General features: G+C 67.7%; 17 protein-coding genes. 4 read left to right on the top strand and 13 right to left on the bottom strand.

The annotated features are described in order from the left end of the window. Window positions 1-19: 19 nt before the first annotated feature. The gene (locus G557_RS0105360) at window positions 20-1,048 is read right to left on the bottom strand and encodes a polyprenyl synthetase family protein (protein WP_051224690.1); all 1,029 of its coding nucleotides are present in this window, start codon (window positions 1,046-1,048) and stop codon (window positions 20-22) included. Then, a complete protein-coding gene (locus G557_RS0105355) occupies window positions 1,045-1,761 on the bottom strand; it encodes a demethylmenaquinone methyltransferase (protein ID WP_028245241.1) in 717 nt (238 codons plus the stop codon). The genes G557_RS0105360 and G557_RS0105355 overlap by 4 nt, the downstream gene beginning before the upstream one ends. A gap of 72 nt (window positions 1,762-1,833) precedes the next feature. Between G557_RS0105355 and G557_RS0105350 the strand changes: the two genes are divergently transcribed. Continuing rightward, complete coding sequence (locus G557_RS0105350) at window positions 1,834-3,099, top strand: isochorismate synthase (protein ID WP_028245240.1); 1,266 nt, start codon at window positions 1,834-1,836, stop codon at window positions 3,097-3,099. Here the strand turns inward: G557_RS0105350 and G557_RS0105345 are convergent. The 3 genes from G557_RS0105345 to G557_RS14105 are packed head-to-tail and all read right to left on the bottom strand — an operon-like array spanning window position 3,077 to window position 5,713. Next, window positions 3,077-3,787 carry an IspD/TarI family cytidylyltransferase gene (locus tag G557_RS0105345; protein ID WP_036961462.1) on the bottom strand — a complete coding sequence of 237 codons (711 nt, stop codon included), beginning with the start codon at window positions 3,785-3,787 and terminating at the stop codon, window positions 3,077-3,079. The two genes, G557_RS0105350 and G557_RS0105345, sit on opposite strands and share 23 nt — an antisense overlap. Beyond that, window positions 3,780-5,363, bottom strand: coding sequence for a thiamine pyrophosphate-binding protein (locus G557_RS11900; protein ID WP_051224688.1), 1,584 nt, complete (start codon window positions 5,361-5,363; stop codon window positions 3,780-3,782). The genes G557_RS0105345 and G557_RS11900 overlap by 8 nt, the downstream gene beginning before the upstream one ends. Further along, complete coding sequence (locus G557_RS14105) at window positions 5,360-5,713, bottom strand: PLD nuclease N-terminal domain-containing protein (protein ID WP_051224687.1); 354 nt, start codon at window positions 5,711-5,713, stop codon at window positions 5,360-5,362. Before G557_RS14105 ends, G557_RS11900 begins: the two co-directional genes overlap by 4 nt. 58 nt (window positions 5,714-5,771) lie before the next feature. On the opposite strand from G557_RS14105, the gene G557_RS13715 reads away from it, so the two are divergent. Then, complete coding sequence (locus G557_RS13715; protein WP_169337745.1) at window positions 5,772-6,155, top strand: DUF4229 domain-containing protein; 384 nt, start codon at window positions 5,772-5,774, stop codon at window positions 6,153-6,155. On the opposite strand, the gene G557_RS11890 is transcribed toward G557_RS13715, so the two are convergent. The 3 genes from G557_RS11890 to G557_RS0105315 all read right to left on the bottom strand — a co-directional run bounded on the left by G557_RS11890 (window position 6,099) and on the right by G557_RS0105315 (window position 9,570). Next, entirely contained in the window at window positions 6,099-7,013 is a 915-nt protein-coding gene (locus tag G557_RS11890) for a 1,4-dihydroxy-2-naphthoate polyprenyltransferase (RefSeq protein ID WP_245542777.1), read from the bottom strand. The two genes, G557_RS13715 and G557_RS11890, sit on opposite strands and share 57 nt — an antisense overlap. Beyond that, window positions 7,010-8,473 (bottom strand): AMP-binding protein, encoded by a 1,464-nt coding sequence (locus G557_RS11885; protein WP_051224685.1) that lies wholly within the window; start codon window positions 8,471-8,473, stop codon window positions 7,010-7,012. The genes G557_RS11890 and G557_RS11885 overlap by 4 nt, the downstream gene beginning before the upstream one ends. A 194-nt stretch (window positions 8,474-8,667) precedes the next feature. After that, window positions 8,668-9,570, bottom strand: a complete 903-nt coding sequence (locus G557_RS0105315; RefSeq protein WP_028245237.1) for a 1,4-dihydroxy-2-naphthoyl-CoA synthase — start codon at window positions 9,568-9,570, stop codon at window positions 8,668-8,670. A 130-nt stretch (window positions 9,571-9,700) separates the two neighbouring features. Here G557_RS0105315 and nadE point away from each other — a divergent pair, with 130 nt between their 5' ends. Beyond that, window positions 9,701-10,546, top strand: coding sequence for an ammonia-dependent NAD(+) synthetase (gene nadE, locus G557_RS0105310; RefSeq protein ID WP_028245236.1), 846 nt, complete (start codon window positions 9,701-9,703; stop codon window positions 10,544-10,546). A gap of 8 nt (window positions 10,547-10,554) precedes the next feature. Continuing rightward, on the top strand, window positions 10,555-11,634 hold the full coding sequence (locus G557_RS0105305) for an o-succinylbenzoate synthase (RefSeq protein WP_084627022.1): 1,080 nt from the start codon (window positions 10,555-10,557) through the stop codon (window positions 11,632-11,634). A gap of 151 nt (window positions 11,635-11,785) precedes the next feature. Here the strand turns inward: G557_RS0105305 and ccsB are convergent, their stop codons facing one another. From ccsB to G557_RS0105280, 5 genes are read right to left on the bottom strand one after another with little or no spacing between them, the layout of a single operon-like run. Beyond that, window positions 11,786-12,691, bottom strand: a complete 906-nt coding sequence (gene ccsB, locus G557_RS0105300; RefSeq protein ID WP_028245234.1) for a c-type cytochrome biogenesis protein CcsB — start codon at window positions 12,689-12,691, stop codon at window positions 11,786-11,788. A 15-nt stretch (window positions 12,692-12,706) separates the two neighbouring features. Next, window positions 12,707-14,443, bottom strand: a complete 1,737-nt coding sequence (gene resB / locus G557_RS11880; protein ID WP_084627021.1) for a cytochrome c biogenesis protein ResB — start codon at window positions 14,441-14,443, stop codon at window positions 12,707-12,709. Further along, window positions 14,427-15,212, bottom strand: a complete 786-nt coding sequence (locus G557_RS0105290) for a cytochrome c biogenesis CcdA family protein (protein ID WP_245542775.1) — start codon at window positions 15,210-15,212, stop codon at window positions 14,427-14,429. Before G557_RS0105290 ends, resB begins: the two co-directional genes overlap by 17 nt. Further along, a complete protein-coding gene (locus G557_RS0105285; protein ID WP_245542774.1) occupies window positions 15,212-15,838 on the bottom strand; it encodes a TlpA family protein disulfide reductase in 627 nt (208 codons plus the stop codon). The genes G557_RS0105290 and G557_RS0105285 overlap by 1 nt, the downstream gene beginning before the upstream one ends. Further along, window positions 15,835-16,491: a histidine phosphatase family protein gene (locus G557_RS0105280; RefSeq protein ID WP_028245231.1), complete on the bottom strand. Its 657-nt coding sequence runs from the start codon at window positions 16,489-16,491 to the stop codon at window positions 15,835-15,837. Before G557_RS0105280 ends, G557_RS0105285 begins: the two co-directional genes overlap by 4 nt. Window positions 16,492-16,524 lie beyond the last annotated feature (33 nt).

Genomic DNA, 16,524 nt, shown 5'->3' with positions numbered 1-16,524 from the left:
GACGGATCCTTTCGGTGGGTCAGTGGCGACGGTCGACGATGTAGTCGGCCAGCTGCATGAACAGCGACTTGACGGCACCGTCGGGAAGCGGGTCGAGCGCAGCCTTGGCGCTGATGCTCCACTGGCGGGCTTGGGCCAGGGCCTGATCGGTGACCGGGTGTGCAGCCAGCACCGCAAGCGCCTGCTCGAGCGTGGCGTCGTCGGCCAGCAGCGCAGTGACCTCATCGCGGGTCTGGGCGGCTGCGGCGTCGGTCTCAGCTTCGCGCTGCAGCAGCAACCAGGGCAGCGTGGGCACGCCTTCGCGCAGGTCGGCGCCGGGGGTTTTGCCAAGTTCGGCCGCCGACGAACGCAGATCGATCACATCGTCGACGAGTTGAAAGGCCACGCCGATGCGCTCGCCGAACTCGCGCACTGCGGTGACGTACGAAGTGGGCGCTTTGCCCAGCAGCACGCCGAGCTCACCGGCCGCGGCGATGAGCGAGCCGGTCTTGTCGCTGAGCACCGAGATGTAGTGCTCAATGGGGTCGTCACCTTCGCTTGGGCCGAGCGTCTCGCGCAGCTGCCCCTGGCACAGGCGATCGAAGGTGCGAGCCTGCACGCCGATGGCCTCTGCGCCCAGCACGCTCATGACCAGCGAGGCTCGAGCGAACAGGATGTCACCAGCGAGAATCGCCACGTTATTTCCCCAGACGCGCTGGCTGCTGGGCACACCGCGGCGAGTGTCGGCCTCGTCCATCACATCGTCGTGGTAGAGGCTCGCCACGTGAGTGAGCTCCAGCGCGGTCGCCGCCTCAATCACCTCATCGTTGGCACCCTCGCCCAGCTGCGCAGCCAGCAGTGCCAGCAGAGGGCGCACCCGCTTGCCACCGGCTTCAAGTAGATATCTGCCCGCGGCATCGGCCACCGCATCGGCGCTGGCTGCAGCCTGCATCAGGCGCTGCTCGACCTGCTCAAGCCCGGCCTCCATGCTCTGGACCAGCCGACGGTCGTCGCTGTGCAGAAAGAAGCGCCGCGCGCCACTGACGAGTTTCACTGGGTGATCGCTCACGACTGCGAACCTGCCCTTTCTGAAGGGGTGAAGGCACGATGCAGCGCGACGATGCCACCGCTGAGGTTGCGCCATTCGATGCGTTCGAAACCTGCAGCCCGCAGCAGATCTCCCAGCGCTCGCTGATCTGGCCACGCGAGAATCGACTCGGACAAATATGGGTACGCGCTGTCGTTGGTGCTCACCAGTCGTGCGCCGAGCGGCAGCACGTTGCCCAGATAGAAATCGTAGAGCTTGGCGAAGGGGCGCCAGGTCGGCGTGGAAAACTCGCAGATGACCACACGCCCGCCCGGCCGCAGCACGCGCAGCATCTCTGCGAGAGCGCGCTCGGTGTCGACCACGTTGCGCAGCCCGAACGAGATGGTCACCGCGTCGAAGCTCGCATCGTCGAACGGCAGATCGGTCGCATCCGCCCATACGAAGTTGAGCTCGGGATGGCGGCGGCGGCCCTCGGCCAGCATGCCCTCAGAGAAGTCAGCCGCAGTGACCACAGCCCCGGCGCGGTCAAACGGCACGCTCGAGGTGCCGGTGCCGGCCGCAAGGTCAAGCACCCGCTCACCCGGTTGCGGGTCGACCGCGCGGGTGGTTGCCGTGCGCCACCGAGCGGCCTGCCCCAGGCTCAGCACGTCGTTGGTGCGGTCGTAGCCAGGGGCGACCTCATCAAACATGGCAGAGACCTCTTCGGGCCTCTTGGTCAGATCTGCGCTCGTCACGAGCCCTAAGTCTAGTGAGTTTGCCGACACGCGTCACCGTGCCCGCCCACTCGGCGCGCTAGGCTCGTTGCCGTGTTGCAACTGATCGCCCGAAGTGTGCCCGTCGACCCCATCGGCGACCCCTCTCGGGTGCTCGACGGCGGCGACCCACTGCTGTGGTGGCGAGACGGCGCCGGGATGGCCGGGCTGGGCCGAGCCGCCACCCTCACCACGAGCGGCACTCACCGCGTCGCCCAGGCCAGACGACAGTGGCGAGAACTCGTCTCCCGCGCCCAAGTGCACGATGAGGTGCGTCTGCCGGGCAGTGGACTGATCGCCCTGGGGTCGTTCGCGTTCGCCGACAACTCTGCCGCCGAGAGCATCCTGATCGTGCCCGAGTTGGTCATCGGCACCCGCGACGGGGTCGGCTGGGCCACCCGCATCGTCGATGCCGCCGCGCCAGATGCCCCGGCATTGTTGACCCCCGAGCGCATTCGCGCCGACGTGCGCGCCGCAGCGGCCAGGCCGGCGCGCGCGCAGTCATCTGCCGTCACGCTGCAACCGGGTCTGCAGACGCGCGAGCGGCATCTGCAAGCCGTGCAGGGGGCGCTGCAGGGCATCCATGCGAACGCGCTGCGCAAGGTGGTCATCGCCCGCGACGTGATCGGCGAGGTGCCGGCCGGGTATGACCCGCGCACCACACTTGCCCGACTGATCGAGCGTTACCCGCAGTGCTGGGTGTTTGACGTCGACGGCTTCTTCGGAGCCAGCCCGGAGACTCTGGTCGAAGTGCATGCCGGCCATGCCCACGCACGAGTGCTGGCCGGCACCAGGGCGCGCGGCGTCGACCCCGCCGATGATCAGGCCGTGCGCGATCGGCTGCTCACCGATGCCAAGGAGCTCGCCGAACACGCTTTCGCCCGCGACAGCGTGACCGAAGCGTTGGCTGCCCATGTGCGCGATCTGCATGCTGCGCGGCAGCCGTTCGCCCTGCAGCTGCCCAACGTCTGGCATCTGGCCACCGACGTCGACGGCACCCTGAACGATGAGGCCGACGTGCTGGCGCTCGTCGAGGCTGCGCATCCGACTGCGGCGGTCGCCGGAGTGCCCCGTGCCGCAGCTCTGGCCGCCATTGAACAGCTCGAAGTGCTCGATCGCGGTCGATTCGCCGGCCCAGTCGGCTGGGTCGATGCCCAAGGCGACGGGCAATGGGCGGTGGGGCTGCGCTCCGCTCAGCGCCACGGCGATCAGATCACGGCTTGGGCTGGCGGGGGCATCGTGGCCGGTTCAGTGCCCGAACGGGAATACGACGAGACCTCGCTGAAGCTGCGCCCGATCACTGACGCGCTGAACGGCTGAGCAGTCGCTCGGCCACCTCGAGGTCGGCCGGCGTGGTGATCTTGAGGTTGTCTGGCTCGCCGGGCACCACCGCGATAGGTTCGTGCGGCAGCATGGCACGCACCAGCCCGGCGTCATCAGTCGCGGCGCACCCGGCTCTGGCCTTGCGATGCGCCCGACCGATCACCTCGAGGGCGAACGCCTGCGGAGTCTGCACCCGCCAGAGCTCGTCGCGCGGCTCCACCTGCTGCAGCAGCCCGTGATCGACGCGCACGATCGTGTCAGTTGAGGGCAGTGCGGCGGTGACCGCGCGCCGGCGATCGAGCGCAGCATCGATGCGGTCGAGCAATGCGGCACCGACCATGGGCCGAGCCGCATCGTGCAGAAACACCCGGGCCTCGAGCTCATAGCGCTCGGCAAACCAGAGCACAGCGAGCGCTGACGAGGCACACCTGGTGTCGCCGCCGGCAATCACCGGAATGCCACGGCGCCGCTCGTCGCCGTCGAGCACTTCCCGAGCGCGGTCAAGGTGGGCCTCGGGCATCACCACGAGCAACTGGTCGAACCGCCCCCAGTCGAGCAGGGCCTGCACGGTGTGTTCGATAACGGTGGCGCCGGCAATCTCGATGAACTGCTTCGGCTGCTCGGCACCAACTCGGGTGCCGGTGCCCCCGGCGAGAATCGCACACACGCGCTGTGGTTCAGCCATGATGCTCCTCATGTTCACGCCTGCTCGGCAGCGGCGGCAGCTGCACCTCGATGATGCCGGGCTGCGCCGAGACGAGCTCGAGGCGCAGCTGACCGACCGTGGTCACGGCGGCATACCGCCAGCCGTAGGCTCGTGCGAGCCCGGCCACATCGATCGGTTGCGGCGTTCTGACGACTCGGTCGAACAAGTCAGGGTCTGCGCCGGCGACCTCGAGCCCCGCGAAGATGCTGCCTCCGTGGTCGTTGACCACAATCACCTGCAGCGCGGGCTCGGGCTCGCACTGCGGCCGCAGCAACCCGCCGGCGTCATGGGCGAAGGCCAGGTCACCGACCAGCACCCGCAGAGTGCCCCGACCACGCCCGGTCGCTACGCCAGTGGCCACCGAGAGAGTGCCGTCGATGCCAGCCAGACCACGATGTGCGTATACCGGCAGACGACTGGCCCCGCTCGCTTCGTCCGCCACACGCACCATGGTCGACGAGGCCAGATAGACTGCGTCATTCGGCCCGGCACTCTGCCAGACTGCGCCCACGATCAGGGCTCGAGTCAGCGGTGCATCGGCGGATCCGGCGACTGCCGAAGTCAGCGGGGCGACCGGCGGGCGGCGCTCACCCTCACCGGCGAAGCGCACACCATCGACACGGCGACCCCGGTGTTGCGGATCGAAATACTCGACGCCCGCGGGCGCCACCGCGAGCAGCGTGAGATCGTCGCGCAACCCGAGCCGCCACACCTGGCGGGAGAGCGTAGGCAGCCCCGTGACCACCACGTGCGTCACACCGGGTGCGCCGGCATCGAGCCAGGCGCGGTAATCGGCGACGTTGTGTCGCGACCTGGCCGCTGAAGTGACCTCGGCGATCACACGCACCCCGGCATCTGAGGCACGGCGCACAAGTTCGGCATCGGCCCCCTGCCCAGCGACGACCAGCGTGCCCTGCGCCGGCACAGTGACCACCGCATCCGACATCGCTGTGCGCGCCGACGAATGCCGAGTGCCGCAGGATGCCCGAGCGCGTTGCACGGCTCGGCCCACGTCGCCGTGTGCACCAGAGAGCGGCTCGATGAACTGCAGGTTGAGCTGCACCGGCCCGGTGACGCCCTGCACGTGGTCTGCCAGACGGGTTGCAGCGGCGGCCGGTGCCGACTCGTATTCCGCAACGGGAATATCAAGCGCGAGCTGTGCGAAGGCGCCGAACATGCCGGCCTGTGCAGTGGTCTGATTGGCGCCAGTGCCGCGCATCTGCGCTGGCCGGTCGGCGGTCAGCAGCAGCAGCGGATCACCGCCGCGAGCGGCCTCCATGACGGCAGGCATCAGGTTGCCGACCGCTGACCCCGAGGTGGTGATGACCGCCGGCGCTCGCCCGGTCGCTTTGCTCAGCCCGAGGGCCACGAAGCCAGCTTCACGCTCGTCGATGCGCACGGTGAGCCGCACCAAGCCGGCACGCTCGAACTCAGCGGCGGCCAGGGCCAGGGCCTGCGACCGCGAACCCGGGCTCACCACCACGTCAGTCAGGCCGCGAGCCACGAGGGCAGCGAGCAGCTCGACGGCGAATTCACTCGAGGCTGCGACGCTCACGCGCCGGCCTTGGGCTCGCTGGAGCCGCCCCGGTCGTCGTGCTCTTCTTCATCGAGTTCGGCGAGTTCGTGCTCGAGCCAGGCAATGCGCTGCTCGGGGGTCATCTGCTCAATGCCCGTGGCGCCCGCCGGCTCTTCGATCGTGGGCGCGGCGCTCGACGTGGTGGCACGAGGATGCCCGGCGTACCACCACAGCACCGCGCCGATGACGGGCAGCAGAACTACAACAGCCAGCCACCCCCATTTGGGCAGCACGGCTATGCGGCTGCGGTCGGTCAGCGCCACGTCGATGAGGGCCACGAGCACCATGGCGACGGCCAGGATGGCGGCGATGATCACGATGCGCAACATGCCCTCCACTCTACCCAGTGAGCACGCGCTCGGGCCCGGCCGACTAGACTCATCTGCTGTGAAGAGACTCCCACCCTGGCTCGTGTACACGGTGCTGCGCGTCGGTCTCGTGCTGGTGCTGCTGGCCGTGCTGTTGCTCCTGGGCATCAACCCGTTCTGGGCTACCGGCCTGGCCGTAGTGCTCGCGCTGCCCATCTCGTATCTGGCCCTCGATGGCCCGCGCCGACGCTTCAGCCAAGAGCTCGCCGAGCGCAAAGCACACCCCGAGAAGTTTGAGTCGGAGCGCCAGCCCGGTCGGGCCGATGCCGCCGAAGAAGATGCTCTGCTTGACGAGCTCGACACGGCGTCGCCTGCGTCGGCAGAGCCAGCCGAGACTGCCGAGGCGTCAGCCGAGCAACTGCCAGCCGATGGCGAGCAGCACAGCGAAGGCGAGCGCCCCTAGGCTCACGAACTTGAGCCCGGCGATCTGGTCGCGTGGGGTGCGCGGCGCCAGCCCCCGCCACAACGCATAGCCCACCGGCACGATCGCGGCGATCGCGATCCAGCCGAGGCGGCCGGCCGGGTTCAGCGCGACGAACAGCAGTGCGAACGGCACCAGCGAGAAGCTCGCGAAGGCGATGCGAGCCCCGGTGTGCCCCAAGCGCACCGCCAGGGTGTGCTTGCCCGAGAGGCGGTCGGTCTCGATGTCACGAATGTTGTTGATCATCAGCACGGCGCACGAAAACAGCCCCATGTCTACCGCCGCCCAGAATCCGAGCCAGCTGGTCGTTGAGGTTTGCACGAATTCGGTGCCCATGGTGGCGATCAGTCCGAAGAACACGAACACGGCGACCTCGCCCAGCCCGGCATAGCCGTAGGGATGCTCGCCCCCGGTGTAGAACCACGCGGCGATGATCGAGACCACCCCGACCAAGATCAGCCACCAGTGGCCAGAGGCGATCGAGAGCCACAGCCCCGCCACTGCAGCGATGCCGAAGCAGCCGAACGCCGCAGCCTTGACCGCAACCGGCCGAGCGAGCTTTCCGGCGGTCAGGCGCACCGGCCCCACCCGGTGCTCATCGGTGCCGCGAATGCCATCGGAGTAGTCATTGGCGTAGTTCACCCCGATCTGCAGCGCAAGTGCCACGATCAGCGCAAGCAGCGCGAACATCCATTGGAATGCGCCGAAGAACCCGGCCACGCCAGAGCCCAGCACCACCGGTGCGATGGCCAGCGGGAGCGTGCGCAGGCGCGCGCCCTCAACCCAGTCTTCGAAAGTGGCCACGCGAGTGAGCGAGCCAGATGGGTCTTGCAGATTCAAATCGCATCCTTCGGGGAGGGCTGCTGCGCCGCCAGCGCCGAGCCCGCGAGCTTGTCGGCGGTCTGTTTGAGGCTCTCGACGTCGACCTTACCGTTGGCCAGCAGCGGCAAGCCGAAGTCGATGTAGGTCAGTGCGGCAGCGCCGGCGTGACGGCCCAGGCGCGCGCGCAGCGTGACGTTGAGCTCGTCGCGGGTAATGCGGGTGATCCGTGGGCGACCGTCGGCGTACACCGCGAAACGCGTGCCCCATTTCTCGTCTTCGAACGGCACCACGACGGCATCGCCCAGGCCGGGCTGCTCGTGCACCACCTGCGCGACCTCGTTCAGGTCGAGCTTGACGCCGCCTGTCGAGATGATCTGGTCTGTTCGTCCGGTCACGGTCAGCCCTTTCTCGTCGAGTGAGCCGACATCGCCGGTCACGAACCATCGGCGGCCTTCGAACGTGATGAAGGCCTTCGCCGTGCGATCGACGTCGCCGAGATATTCTCGGGCCAGCGTCGGCCCTGAGATGAGCACGGCGCCGTCTCTGACTGCAAGTGTAGTGTGCGCGAGGCGCTGTTGACCGTCGGCGAAGCCGTACACCACGCCTCCGCTGGTCTCAGAGCTGCCGTAGGTCGTCACCAGTGCGACACCGGCATCTCGTGCCCGCTGCAGAACTTCCGGGTCGGTGCGCTGTCCGCCGACCAGGATGGCGCGGTAGCGTCGCAGCGCGGTCAGCACTGAGTCGTCGGTGCCAGCCGCCGTCATCAGCGTATGCAGCTGCGTGGGAACAAGTGCGGTGAGCAGGGCGGGCTGTTGCTCGGCGATGTTGGCCAAGGTGGCGTCGGCCACGTGATGTGGTGAGTCTGCGGCCTGCGCACGGGCCGCCTGCCGAACCAGCTCGTCGGTGGCTGTCATTGCCCGCTGAGCAAGCTCGGCGGTGGCTGTCACGAATGCTTCGGCAGAGAAGTGGCCCTGCGGCTCGACGAGGTGCGGCATCACAACCGGATGCGTTCCCGCAGCGAGTGCGCGCACGAGCACCTGCAGCCCGGCGATGTAGTGCACCGGCAGGGCGAGCAGCCAGAATGGCTGCGGGGTGACCGGGCTGGGCTGGGGCACGGGGCTCTGCCTGCCCGCCGAGGTGAACGGAATCTGCGAGGCAAGCAGGGTGTTGGTCGCGCGAGCCGAGGCCAGCAGCGCCTCGGCTGGCAGTGCGACGCGCTTCGGAGACCCCGTCGAGCCCGAGGTGCGAATCACGACTGCGACATCGGCGTCGACCGCCACCTGCGCACCCTCGAGGCCGCCGGGATGCTCGACAAACGCGACCTCCGCATCCACCGTTTCAGCGCTGACGGGCAGCAGCGCGGGGCCAATGCCGGCCAGCGCCTCGGGCAGGCGACGCAGCAGCACCTCGGGGTCGGCGGGCACCACCGCGAGGGCGCGGGCAAGCCCTGGTGCCGGGTGCGCAGTGAGGGGAGTCATCTGTCTGATTCTACGTGGGGGGGTGTGCGTACCCTGTTGTGAGAGAACACGCGCGCCGGGCGCGGTTTGGGCGCACTCTCAGCACACAGGTGTCACGAGGTGCGGTTTACGGCATGCACGTACGCACACAGGTGTCACGAGATGCCACTGAGCTCACGCAAAACAACAATCCATGACACCTCAACGCGCGCGCCTCAGAACTGCCAGGGGAACGGGCTCCAATCGGGCTCGCGCTTCTGCAAGAACGAGTCTCGCCCCTCGACCGCCTCGTCGGTGCCATAGGCAAGCCGCGTCGCCTCACCGGCGAAGATCTGCTGGCCCACCATGCCGTCGTCAGGCGCATTGAAGGCGAATTTGAGCATACGGATGGCCGTGGGCGACTTGGTGAGAATCACCCGCGCCTGCCGCAGGGCTTCGACCTCGATCTGGTCGTGATCGACCACAGTGTTGATCGCGCCCATCTCGTAGGCGCGCTGCGCGTCGTAGGTTTCGGCGAGAAAGAAGATCTCGCGGGCCACCTTCTGCCCGACCTGCCGGGCGAGCAGCGCCGAACCGTACCCCGCGTCGAACGAGCCGACATCGGCATCGGTCTGCTTGAACATCGCATGCTGACGCGAGGCGATCGTCAGGTCGCACACCACGTGCAACGAGTGCCCGCCGCCAGCCGCCCAGCCGCCGACCACCGCGATCACGACTTTCGGCATGAAACGAATCAGCCGCTGCACCTCGAGAATGTGCAGCCGCCCCGAACGCGCCTGCTCAGCCGGGTCGACCTCAGTCTCAGAGTCGGCGTATTTGTAGCCATCGCGCCCACGGATGCGCTGGTCGCCACCCGAAGAGAACGCCCAGCCGCCGTCTTTGGGGCTCGGCCCATTGCCGGTGAGCAGCACCACGCCGATGCGCGGGTTCTGCCGGGCATCGTCGAGGGCGCGATAGAGCTCGTCGACCGTGCGCGGCCGAAACGCGTTGCGCACCTCAGGCCGGTCGATCGCCACGCGCGCAATACGCCCCGACACGTCGTGGTGGTAGGTCACATCGGTGAAGTCGGCAGCCAACGGCACCTCGCGCCACTGCGCGGGGTCAAAGGTCTCTGACACTCGACGGGGTTCGGTGGATGCGCTGGTCGGCTCGGTCTGTTCGCTCACCTGCCCGATTCTACCGTCGTGGCCCCACCCGGGCCCTGGCACCTGTTACCCGTGCGAAACGCCGCGGCGCTACGCTGGTGCCATGAGACCGCTTCAGGCAGAGATCATCGCAGCGCTGCATGTGCAGCCCACCATCGACCCGGCCACCGAGATCGAGCGACGGGTGTCGTTCATCGCCGACTACACACGCGCCGTGCATGCCCACTCGCTGGTGCTCGGCATCTCAGGCGGGCAAGATTCGTCGCTCACCGGGCGCCTGGCTCAGCTCGCCGCCGAACGGCTGCGCGGCGAGGGCCACGAGTGCACGTTCATCGCGGTGCGTCTGCCCTACAAGGTGCAGGCCGACGAAGACGACGCGCAGCTGGCGCTGCAGTTCATCGCGCCCGACGAGTCGCTGGTGTTCAACGTGGCCGAGGCCGTCGACGGTTTCGAGGCCGAGTACGAGCGCTCTACCGGCGAGCCGATCAGCGACTTCGTGAAGGGCAACACCAAGGCTCGCGCACGCGCAGTCGCGCAGTTCGCCATCGCGGGTCGCCGCCAGGGGCTGGTGCTCGGCACCGACCACGCCGCTGAGGCGGTCACCGGCTTCTTCACCAAGTTCGGCGACGGGGCAGCAGACCTCACCCCACTGACCGGTTTGACTAAGGGGCAGGGCGCTCAATTGCTTGAGCACTTGGGCTCGCCCGCGCGCCTCTACGAGAAGACCCCGACCGCCGATCTGCTCGACGACAATCCGGGCCAGACCGACGAAGACAACCTGGGCGTCGGCTACGCCGCCATCGATGCCTACCTGCGCGGCGAGGCGATCGCCGACGCCGACGCCGAGAACATCGAGACGCGCTATCTGCAGACCGAGCACAAGCGCGTCACCCCGGTCACTCCATTCGACGACTGGTGGCGTTCAGTCACCACCAGGTGGGCGCGCTGAGTCGGCACATGCCAGCCTCCGAATCGGCTGCGACGGGGCACCAGGCGAGTCTGGTGCATCCATCGGCCGCGTCATTGCCCGCCCTCGACGAGCTGCTCGACGGCCTGCGGGTGGTCTCGCTGCCGATGAACACCCGCTTTCGGGGGCTGACCGTGCGCGAGGCGGCGTTGCTGCACGGCCCCAACGGCTGGGGCGAGTTCTCGCCGTTTCTTGAGTATGAGACAGCCGAGGCAAGCGCCTGGCTGGCCTCCGCGATCGACGACGGATGGGGGCCGGCGACCCCGGTGCTGCGCGAACGCATCGCGATCAACGCCACGCTGCCGGCAGTGCCGCCCGAACAGGTTCCCGTGGTGCTCGAGCGATTCGGCGATCTCGACGCCCTGCACACCATCAAGGTCAAGGTGGCCGAGGCCGGTCAGGCGCTTGAGGATGACCGCGCCCGCCTACGTGCCGTGCGCGAGCTGGTCGGCGACTCGGTTCGGGTGCGCATCGATGCCAACGCACATTGGAGTCTCTCCGAGGCGCATGCCGCGCTCACCCAACTGGCCGCCTTCGACCTCGAGTACGCCGAACAGCCAGTGGCCGAGGTCGAAGATCTTGCGCGGCTGCGCGAACTGCTCAGCACCTCTGGTGTGCCGGTGCCGATCGCCGCAGACGAAAGCATCCGCAAAGCCGAAGACCCGCTGCGCGTGGCGCAGCTCGGCGCGGCCGACGTGATCATCGTGAAGGCGCAACCGCTGGGGGGCATTCGACGCGCCTGCGAAGTGGTGGCAGCCAGCGGCCTGCCGGCAGTGGTCAGCTCTGCGCTCGACACTGCGGTGGGCATTGCCCTGGGCGCGCGCCTGGCTGCGGCGCTGCCCTCGCTCGATCATGCCTGCGGGTTGGGCACGGGTGCGTTCTTCGATCACGACGTGGCGCGTGCCACCGCGGTCGACCACGCCTCGCTGGCTGTTCGCCCGGTGCGCGTCACCCCCGACCCCGACCGGCTCGACCAGCTCGATGCTGGCACTTCACGCACGGGATGGTGGCGCGAGCGCATCACCGCCTGCCACCGGCATCTGGTGCGCACGTCGGGCGCAGACGCCTGACGCCTGCGTGATGGGTGTGCTGTCCGATGAGTGCACCGAAAAGAAGCTTTGTGCGCGGTTTCCGCACTCATGCTCGAAGCATGGCTGCAGAAACCGCGCACAGATTCTCATGCCGACCGGGCGCGCCGCAATATCAGGGCCCGGGCCGGGCTCAGCTCAGGCCAGAGTAGGCGTGCAGGCCTTTGAAGAGCGTGTTCACCACACCGAAGTTGAACAGCACGCACGCGAAGCCCACGATCGACAGCACCGCCGCGCGGGTGCCGCGCCAACCACGGGTGGCGCGTGCGTGCAGGTAGCCCGCGTAAACCACCCAGATGATGAGTGTCCACGTCTCTTTGACGTCCCAGCCCCAGTAGCGCCCCCACGCCTTCTGCGCCCACACCGCGCCGAAGATCAACGTGAAGGTCCAGAGTACGAACCCGATGATGATGATGCGGAACGCCAGCGCCTCGAGCGTCTCAGAGTCGGGCAGTGCATCGAGGTAGTTGTTGCGGCGACGCTGATCGGCTGGCTTCTTCTCGCGTCGAGCCTTGACCAGCTGCAGGCCGCTGACGGCCGCGCCCACCGCGAAGAACCCGGTGCCGAGAATGGCCACCAGCACGTGGATCACGATCCACGGTGACTCGAGCGACGGCGGCAACGGCTTGACCGCGGTGTACCACTGCAGGGTTGCCAGCATCAGCACGAAGAATACGAACGCCGTGATGAACATGCCGGTGAAGTCGACACGCTTCCAAAGGTTGACGAACAGGTACACCCCCGACACGATCGCCACGCCGGTGATCGAGAACTCGAACATGTTCGACCACGGCACGCGTCCGGCGGCGATGCCTCGCACGATCACACCCACGCTGATGATGATGAAGCCCAGCCACGTCAGAGCGTTGCCGATACCGAGGCTCTTGCGAGCGCGCACCTTCGCGCTGGCTTGGTTCGAGCCGCTGGTGCGCACCGCGAAGTCGACGGTGTATGACACGAATGCGAGCGCGAACACTACGGCGGCCGAGATGACGGCCACAGTCGACCATTCCTCAAGCGACAGTTGTGAGAAGTCCATGGTTGCCTATTCTACTCAACGCCCGCGGGCGTGCTCATCGGTTTCAGGATCGCCGGGCTCGGCAACGTCGTCGGGCACGGTGGGCGCGGGCTCACCGAGCTCCTCGCGCAACCGGGCAACGATGCGCGTGACCGCCTCATCAAGGGTGTGATCGTCGCCGCGGGCGAGCCCCGCAACCTCGACGACGGTGCGGCCTGGCGCATCCACGGTGTCGCTCGTCTCGGGCGTGGCCACCACCCACACGCGACGGCGCGGGATGAACAGCGACGAGAGCAGCCCGATCACGGCTGTCAGTGCGAATGCGAGCACCCACACCTGCGAGGCATCGTTGCGCAGCTCGAGGCTGACGTAGGGGCGCACCTCGTCGAAGGTGATCGTGCCGCGCCCCTCGGGCAGATCGACCGTTTCACCGGGCTTCAGCTGCAGCGCCGACGTCTCGGCAGTGCCGCCGGCGATCTGTGTGAGGGTGTCGATGTCGAGTGTGTAAACCGACTTCGGAACTCCTTGATCGACGCCGAGGTCGCCGGCGTAGACGTTCAGGCTCAGCACGGGGTTGTCGAGTGCCGGGTACACCGAAGTCGAGATGCCCTCATGCGCCTCTTGCGCAGTGGGGTAGAAGTAGCCGACGAGGCCGAGCTGCTCTGGTTCGATGTCGGTGACCTTGACGATGCCCAGCGACGTGAGATTGGCGCCTTGCGGCAAGAAGGGCACCGGGTCAGAGAACACCACCTCGCCGTTGGCGTCGCGCACGGTGATCACCGGCGCATACCCGTTGCCGAGCAGAAAGACGTTGGTGCCGTCGATGTTCAGCGGGTGGTTGACCTTGATCTGCTCGGCGCTCGTGGTGCCGTCGGGCTGGTGCACGGTAACGGCGGCGGTGTAGTCGATCGCCTGGCCATACGCACCCGACTGCACGTCGGCGAGGGTGTCGGCGTACTCAGTGGTGAAGCTGTCGAGCGTGATCTCAAAAGGCGTGAGATTCGAGCCGTCAACCCAGCGACCAGCGCTGAACGAGTCATACGAACTCAGCGTGTTGGGAAAGGTGGTGCCCTGCACGATCACGCGCTGCCCGTAGTAGCCCACGCCGCTGCCAGCGCCCACGGCGAGCAGCACACCCACCAGCGCCAGGTGAAACACCAGGTTGCCGGTCTCGCGGGCATAGCCGCGCTCGGCGCTCACCGACACCCCGGCGGGCACGCTGCGGCGGGCCGGCCGGTCGAAGCGGGCACGCCGATAGCGCCGCGATTTCAGGATGCGGTCGGCCGCGTCGACCACCGCGTCAGGCGCAGCGTCGACGGTCAGTCGCTCGTACGTCTCAAGTCGCTCGAGACGTGCCGGGGTCTTGGGCGGCTTCGAGAACAGCGCCTGCCAGTGATGCTTGATGCGCGGAAGCACACAGCCGATCAGTGAGATGAACAGCAGCACATATACCGCAGCGAACCACGGCGACGAATACACGTCGAACATGCTGATGCGATCGAGCCAAGGCGCGAGATCGGGGTGGTCGGTGAAGTACTTGGTCACGCCGTTGGGGTCGGCGCTGCGCTGCGGAAACAGCGAACCCGGCACCGCGGCCACCGCCAACAGCAGCAGCAACAGCAGCGCCACTCGCATGCTGGTCAGCTGGCGCCAGATGAAGCGCGCCCACCCGAGTGGCCCGAGTTTCACGCCGACCGGGCGGGGCTCGGCCTGACGCCCCGACTCGAGGCTGGCGGCCTGCTCGTCGTCGCGAGGTTCAGATGAGTGTGACATACGATCCGATCCATCCTTGCAGTGCGTTAATCCACGCGGTCCAGAGATTTGTGGCCAGCGCCACGCCGAGGGCGATGATGAGCACACCACCGATGATGTTCACGGCACGCACATGCCGTCTGGCCCACCCGAGCGACCGCGCGACCCAAGCCCATCCTGCGGCCGCGGCCAAAAATGGCAGCCCGAGCCCGAGTGCGAACGCGAGGCTGAGAATTGCCCCCACCCACACGTTGCCGGCACTGAAGCTGAGCGCCTGAATGGCTGCGAGCACCGGGCCCATACACGGGGTCCAGCCGAGGCCGAACACGATGCCGAGCAACGGTGCGCCGACCAGCCCGAGGCGAGGCTGCCACTGGGGTTTGACCGTGCGCTGCAGAAAGCCGAAGTAGCCCACGAAGGCGAGCCCCAGCAGAATCACCAGCACGCCGAGCCACCGGGTGACCTGCGCCTGATACGAGATCAGCCACACACCGACCGCGCCGACGGCCCCGCCGACGATCACGAATACGGCGGCAAAGCCCAGCACGAACAGCGCCACGCCCAGCAGGGTGCGGCCACGCGTCGGTGCGGCGGGTGCAGCGGGTTCGATGGCAGGATGCCCGGCCGGCACGGTCGATGCCGGAGTGATCGCCCCGACATAGGCCAGGTAGCCAGGAATCAACGGCAGCACGCAGGGAGACAGAAAGCTGACCAACCCCGCGAGCAGGGCGATTGGCACGCCAGCCCACAGCGAGCCCGAGAGCACGATCTCGGCCAGGTGAGAGCCCACTACTCGGCCACCGCCGTCTTGATCAGCGTGCGCAGGGTGCTCAGGTCGAGTTGTCCCAAGATCGTCGAGGTCACTCGACCGTCACGTCCGATCACGATGGTGGTGGGCACCGCCTTCGGCGGCACCTTCGCGGCAGAGAAGGCCCCCTGCACAGTGCCGCCGGTGGCCTCGGCGTCAAGCACGGAGGGATACTCGATGCCGTAGTTGCGGGCAAAGGCAAGCGCGGTGTCTTTGCCGTCTCGCACGTTGACGCCCAAGAATCGCACACCTTCCGAAGAGAACTCGTCGTACAACGATTTGAGATCTGCAGCCTCGGCACGGCACGGCGGGCAGGCGGCGTACCAGAAGTTCACCACGGTGACGCTGCCGGTGTAATCGGCATCGCTGACGGTGGTGTCATGATCGGTCTGGCCTGAGAAGGTGACCTTCTCGGGGCGCTGGTCGGCCGCGAACTCGGTGACCGCGCCAGAGCCCGAGATGTAGCCCTGGTCGGAGTCGCCGGCCTGGCTGGCCAGGTCGTCGTTGCTGGTGCAGGCTGCGAGCAACCCAGCGGTGCCGGCCAGTGTGGCCAGCAGCAGGCCGCGTCGGGTCACCCGCAGCGGATCGAGATGGTCTGGGTGGGTCACACTGCTCCCTCGTCGATGCGCGGCACATCAGCCGCAGGGTCTTGGTAGTCGACCTCAACGAGCCGGTCGGCCGCGGGGTCGTATTCGAAGCTGGTGATGCTCGACAGCGCAGCGCGACGCAGAGCGGGGTTGTGAAACAGCGGCTCGCCGGCCACGCGCCGATGAGCCAGCCAGATCGGCGACTGATGGCTGACCATCACGATGTCGCCCTCGCCACCGCGCTCCTGCTCGGCGCGCCAGGCATCGCGCATCACCGCGGTCATACGCTCGGCGATCTCTCGGTAGGGCTCGCCCCAGCTCGGGCGGAATGGATTGTGAATGCGCCGCCACTCGCTCGGGTAGCGCAGCAGATGCAGCCCCGGCTTGCGGGTGGTGCCCTCGTACTCGTTGCCCGCCTCGATCAGGCGTTCGTCGGTGTGCAGCGGCAGCCCGAACGCGTCGACGAACGGTGCGGCCGACTCTTGGGCCCGCTGCAGGGGAGAGGCATACAGTGCCGCAACCGGGCGCTCGCTCGCGACCACCGCCTGCGCCGCGGTACGCGCCATCGTGCGCCCGCGGTCTGAGAGTCGATAACCGGGGAGACGACCGTAGAGCACGCCGTCGGGGTTGAACACTTCACCGTGGCGCACCAGATGAATGCGTCTGGAAGCCATGCACGCCAGTCTACGCAAGGCGTCTGGTCGCTG

Source organism: Pseudoclavibacter soli DSM 23366, assembly GCF_000423505.1.
In the GTDB taxonomy this organism is placed as follows: Bacteria; Actinomycetota; Actinomycetes; order Actinomycetales; family Microbacteriaceae; genus Pseudoclavibacter_A; species Pseudoclavibacter_A soli.
Note: the sequence above shows the minus strand (reverse complement) of the source record. Positions and strands in the feature narration are given on the sequence as shown.

Excerpts from the sequence above, each read along its gene's own strand:
- resB (WP_084627021.1), bottom strand. The coding sequence starts at position 14,443 with ATGTCACACTCATCTGAACCTCGCGACGACGAGCAGGCCGCCAGCCTC.
- nadE (WP_028245236.1), top strand. The coding sequence starts at position 9,701 with ATGAGACCGCTTCAGGCAGAGATCATCGCAGCGCTGCATGTGCAGCCC.
- ccsB (WP_028245234.1), bottom strand. The coding sequence starts at position 12,691 with ATGGACTTCTCACAACTGTCGCTTGAGGAATGGTCGACTGTGGCCGTC.
- G557_RS0105345 (WP_036961462.1), bottom strand. The coding sequence starts at position 3,787 with ATGGCTGAACCACAGCGCGTGTGTGCGATTCTCGCCGGGGGCACCGGC.
- G557_RS0105305 (WP_084627022.1), top strand. The coding sequence starts at position 10,555 with ATGCCAGCCTCCGAATCGGCTGCGACGGGGCACCAGGCGAGTCTGGTG.
- G557_RS11885 (WP_051224685.1), bottom strand. The coding sequence starts at position 8,473 with ATGACTCCCCTCACTGCGCACCCGGCACCAGGGCTTGCCCGCGCCCTC.
- G557_RS14105 (WP_051224687.1), bottom strand. The coding sequence starts at position 5,713 with ATGTTGCGCATCGTGATCATCGCCGCCATCCTGGCCGTCGCCATGGTG.
- G557_RS0105280 (WP_028245231.1), bottom strand. The coding sequence starts at position 16,491 with ATGGCTTCCAGACGCATTCATCTGGTGCGCCACGGTGAAGTGTTCAAC.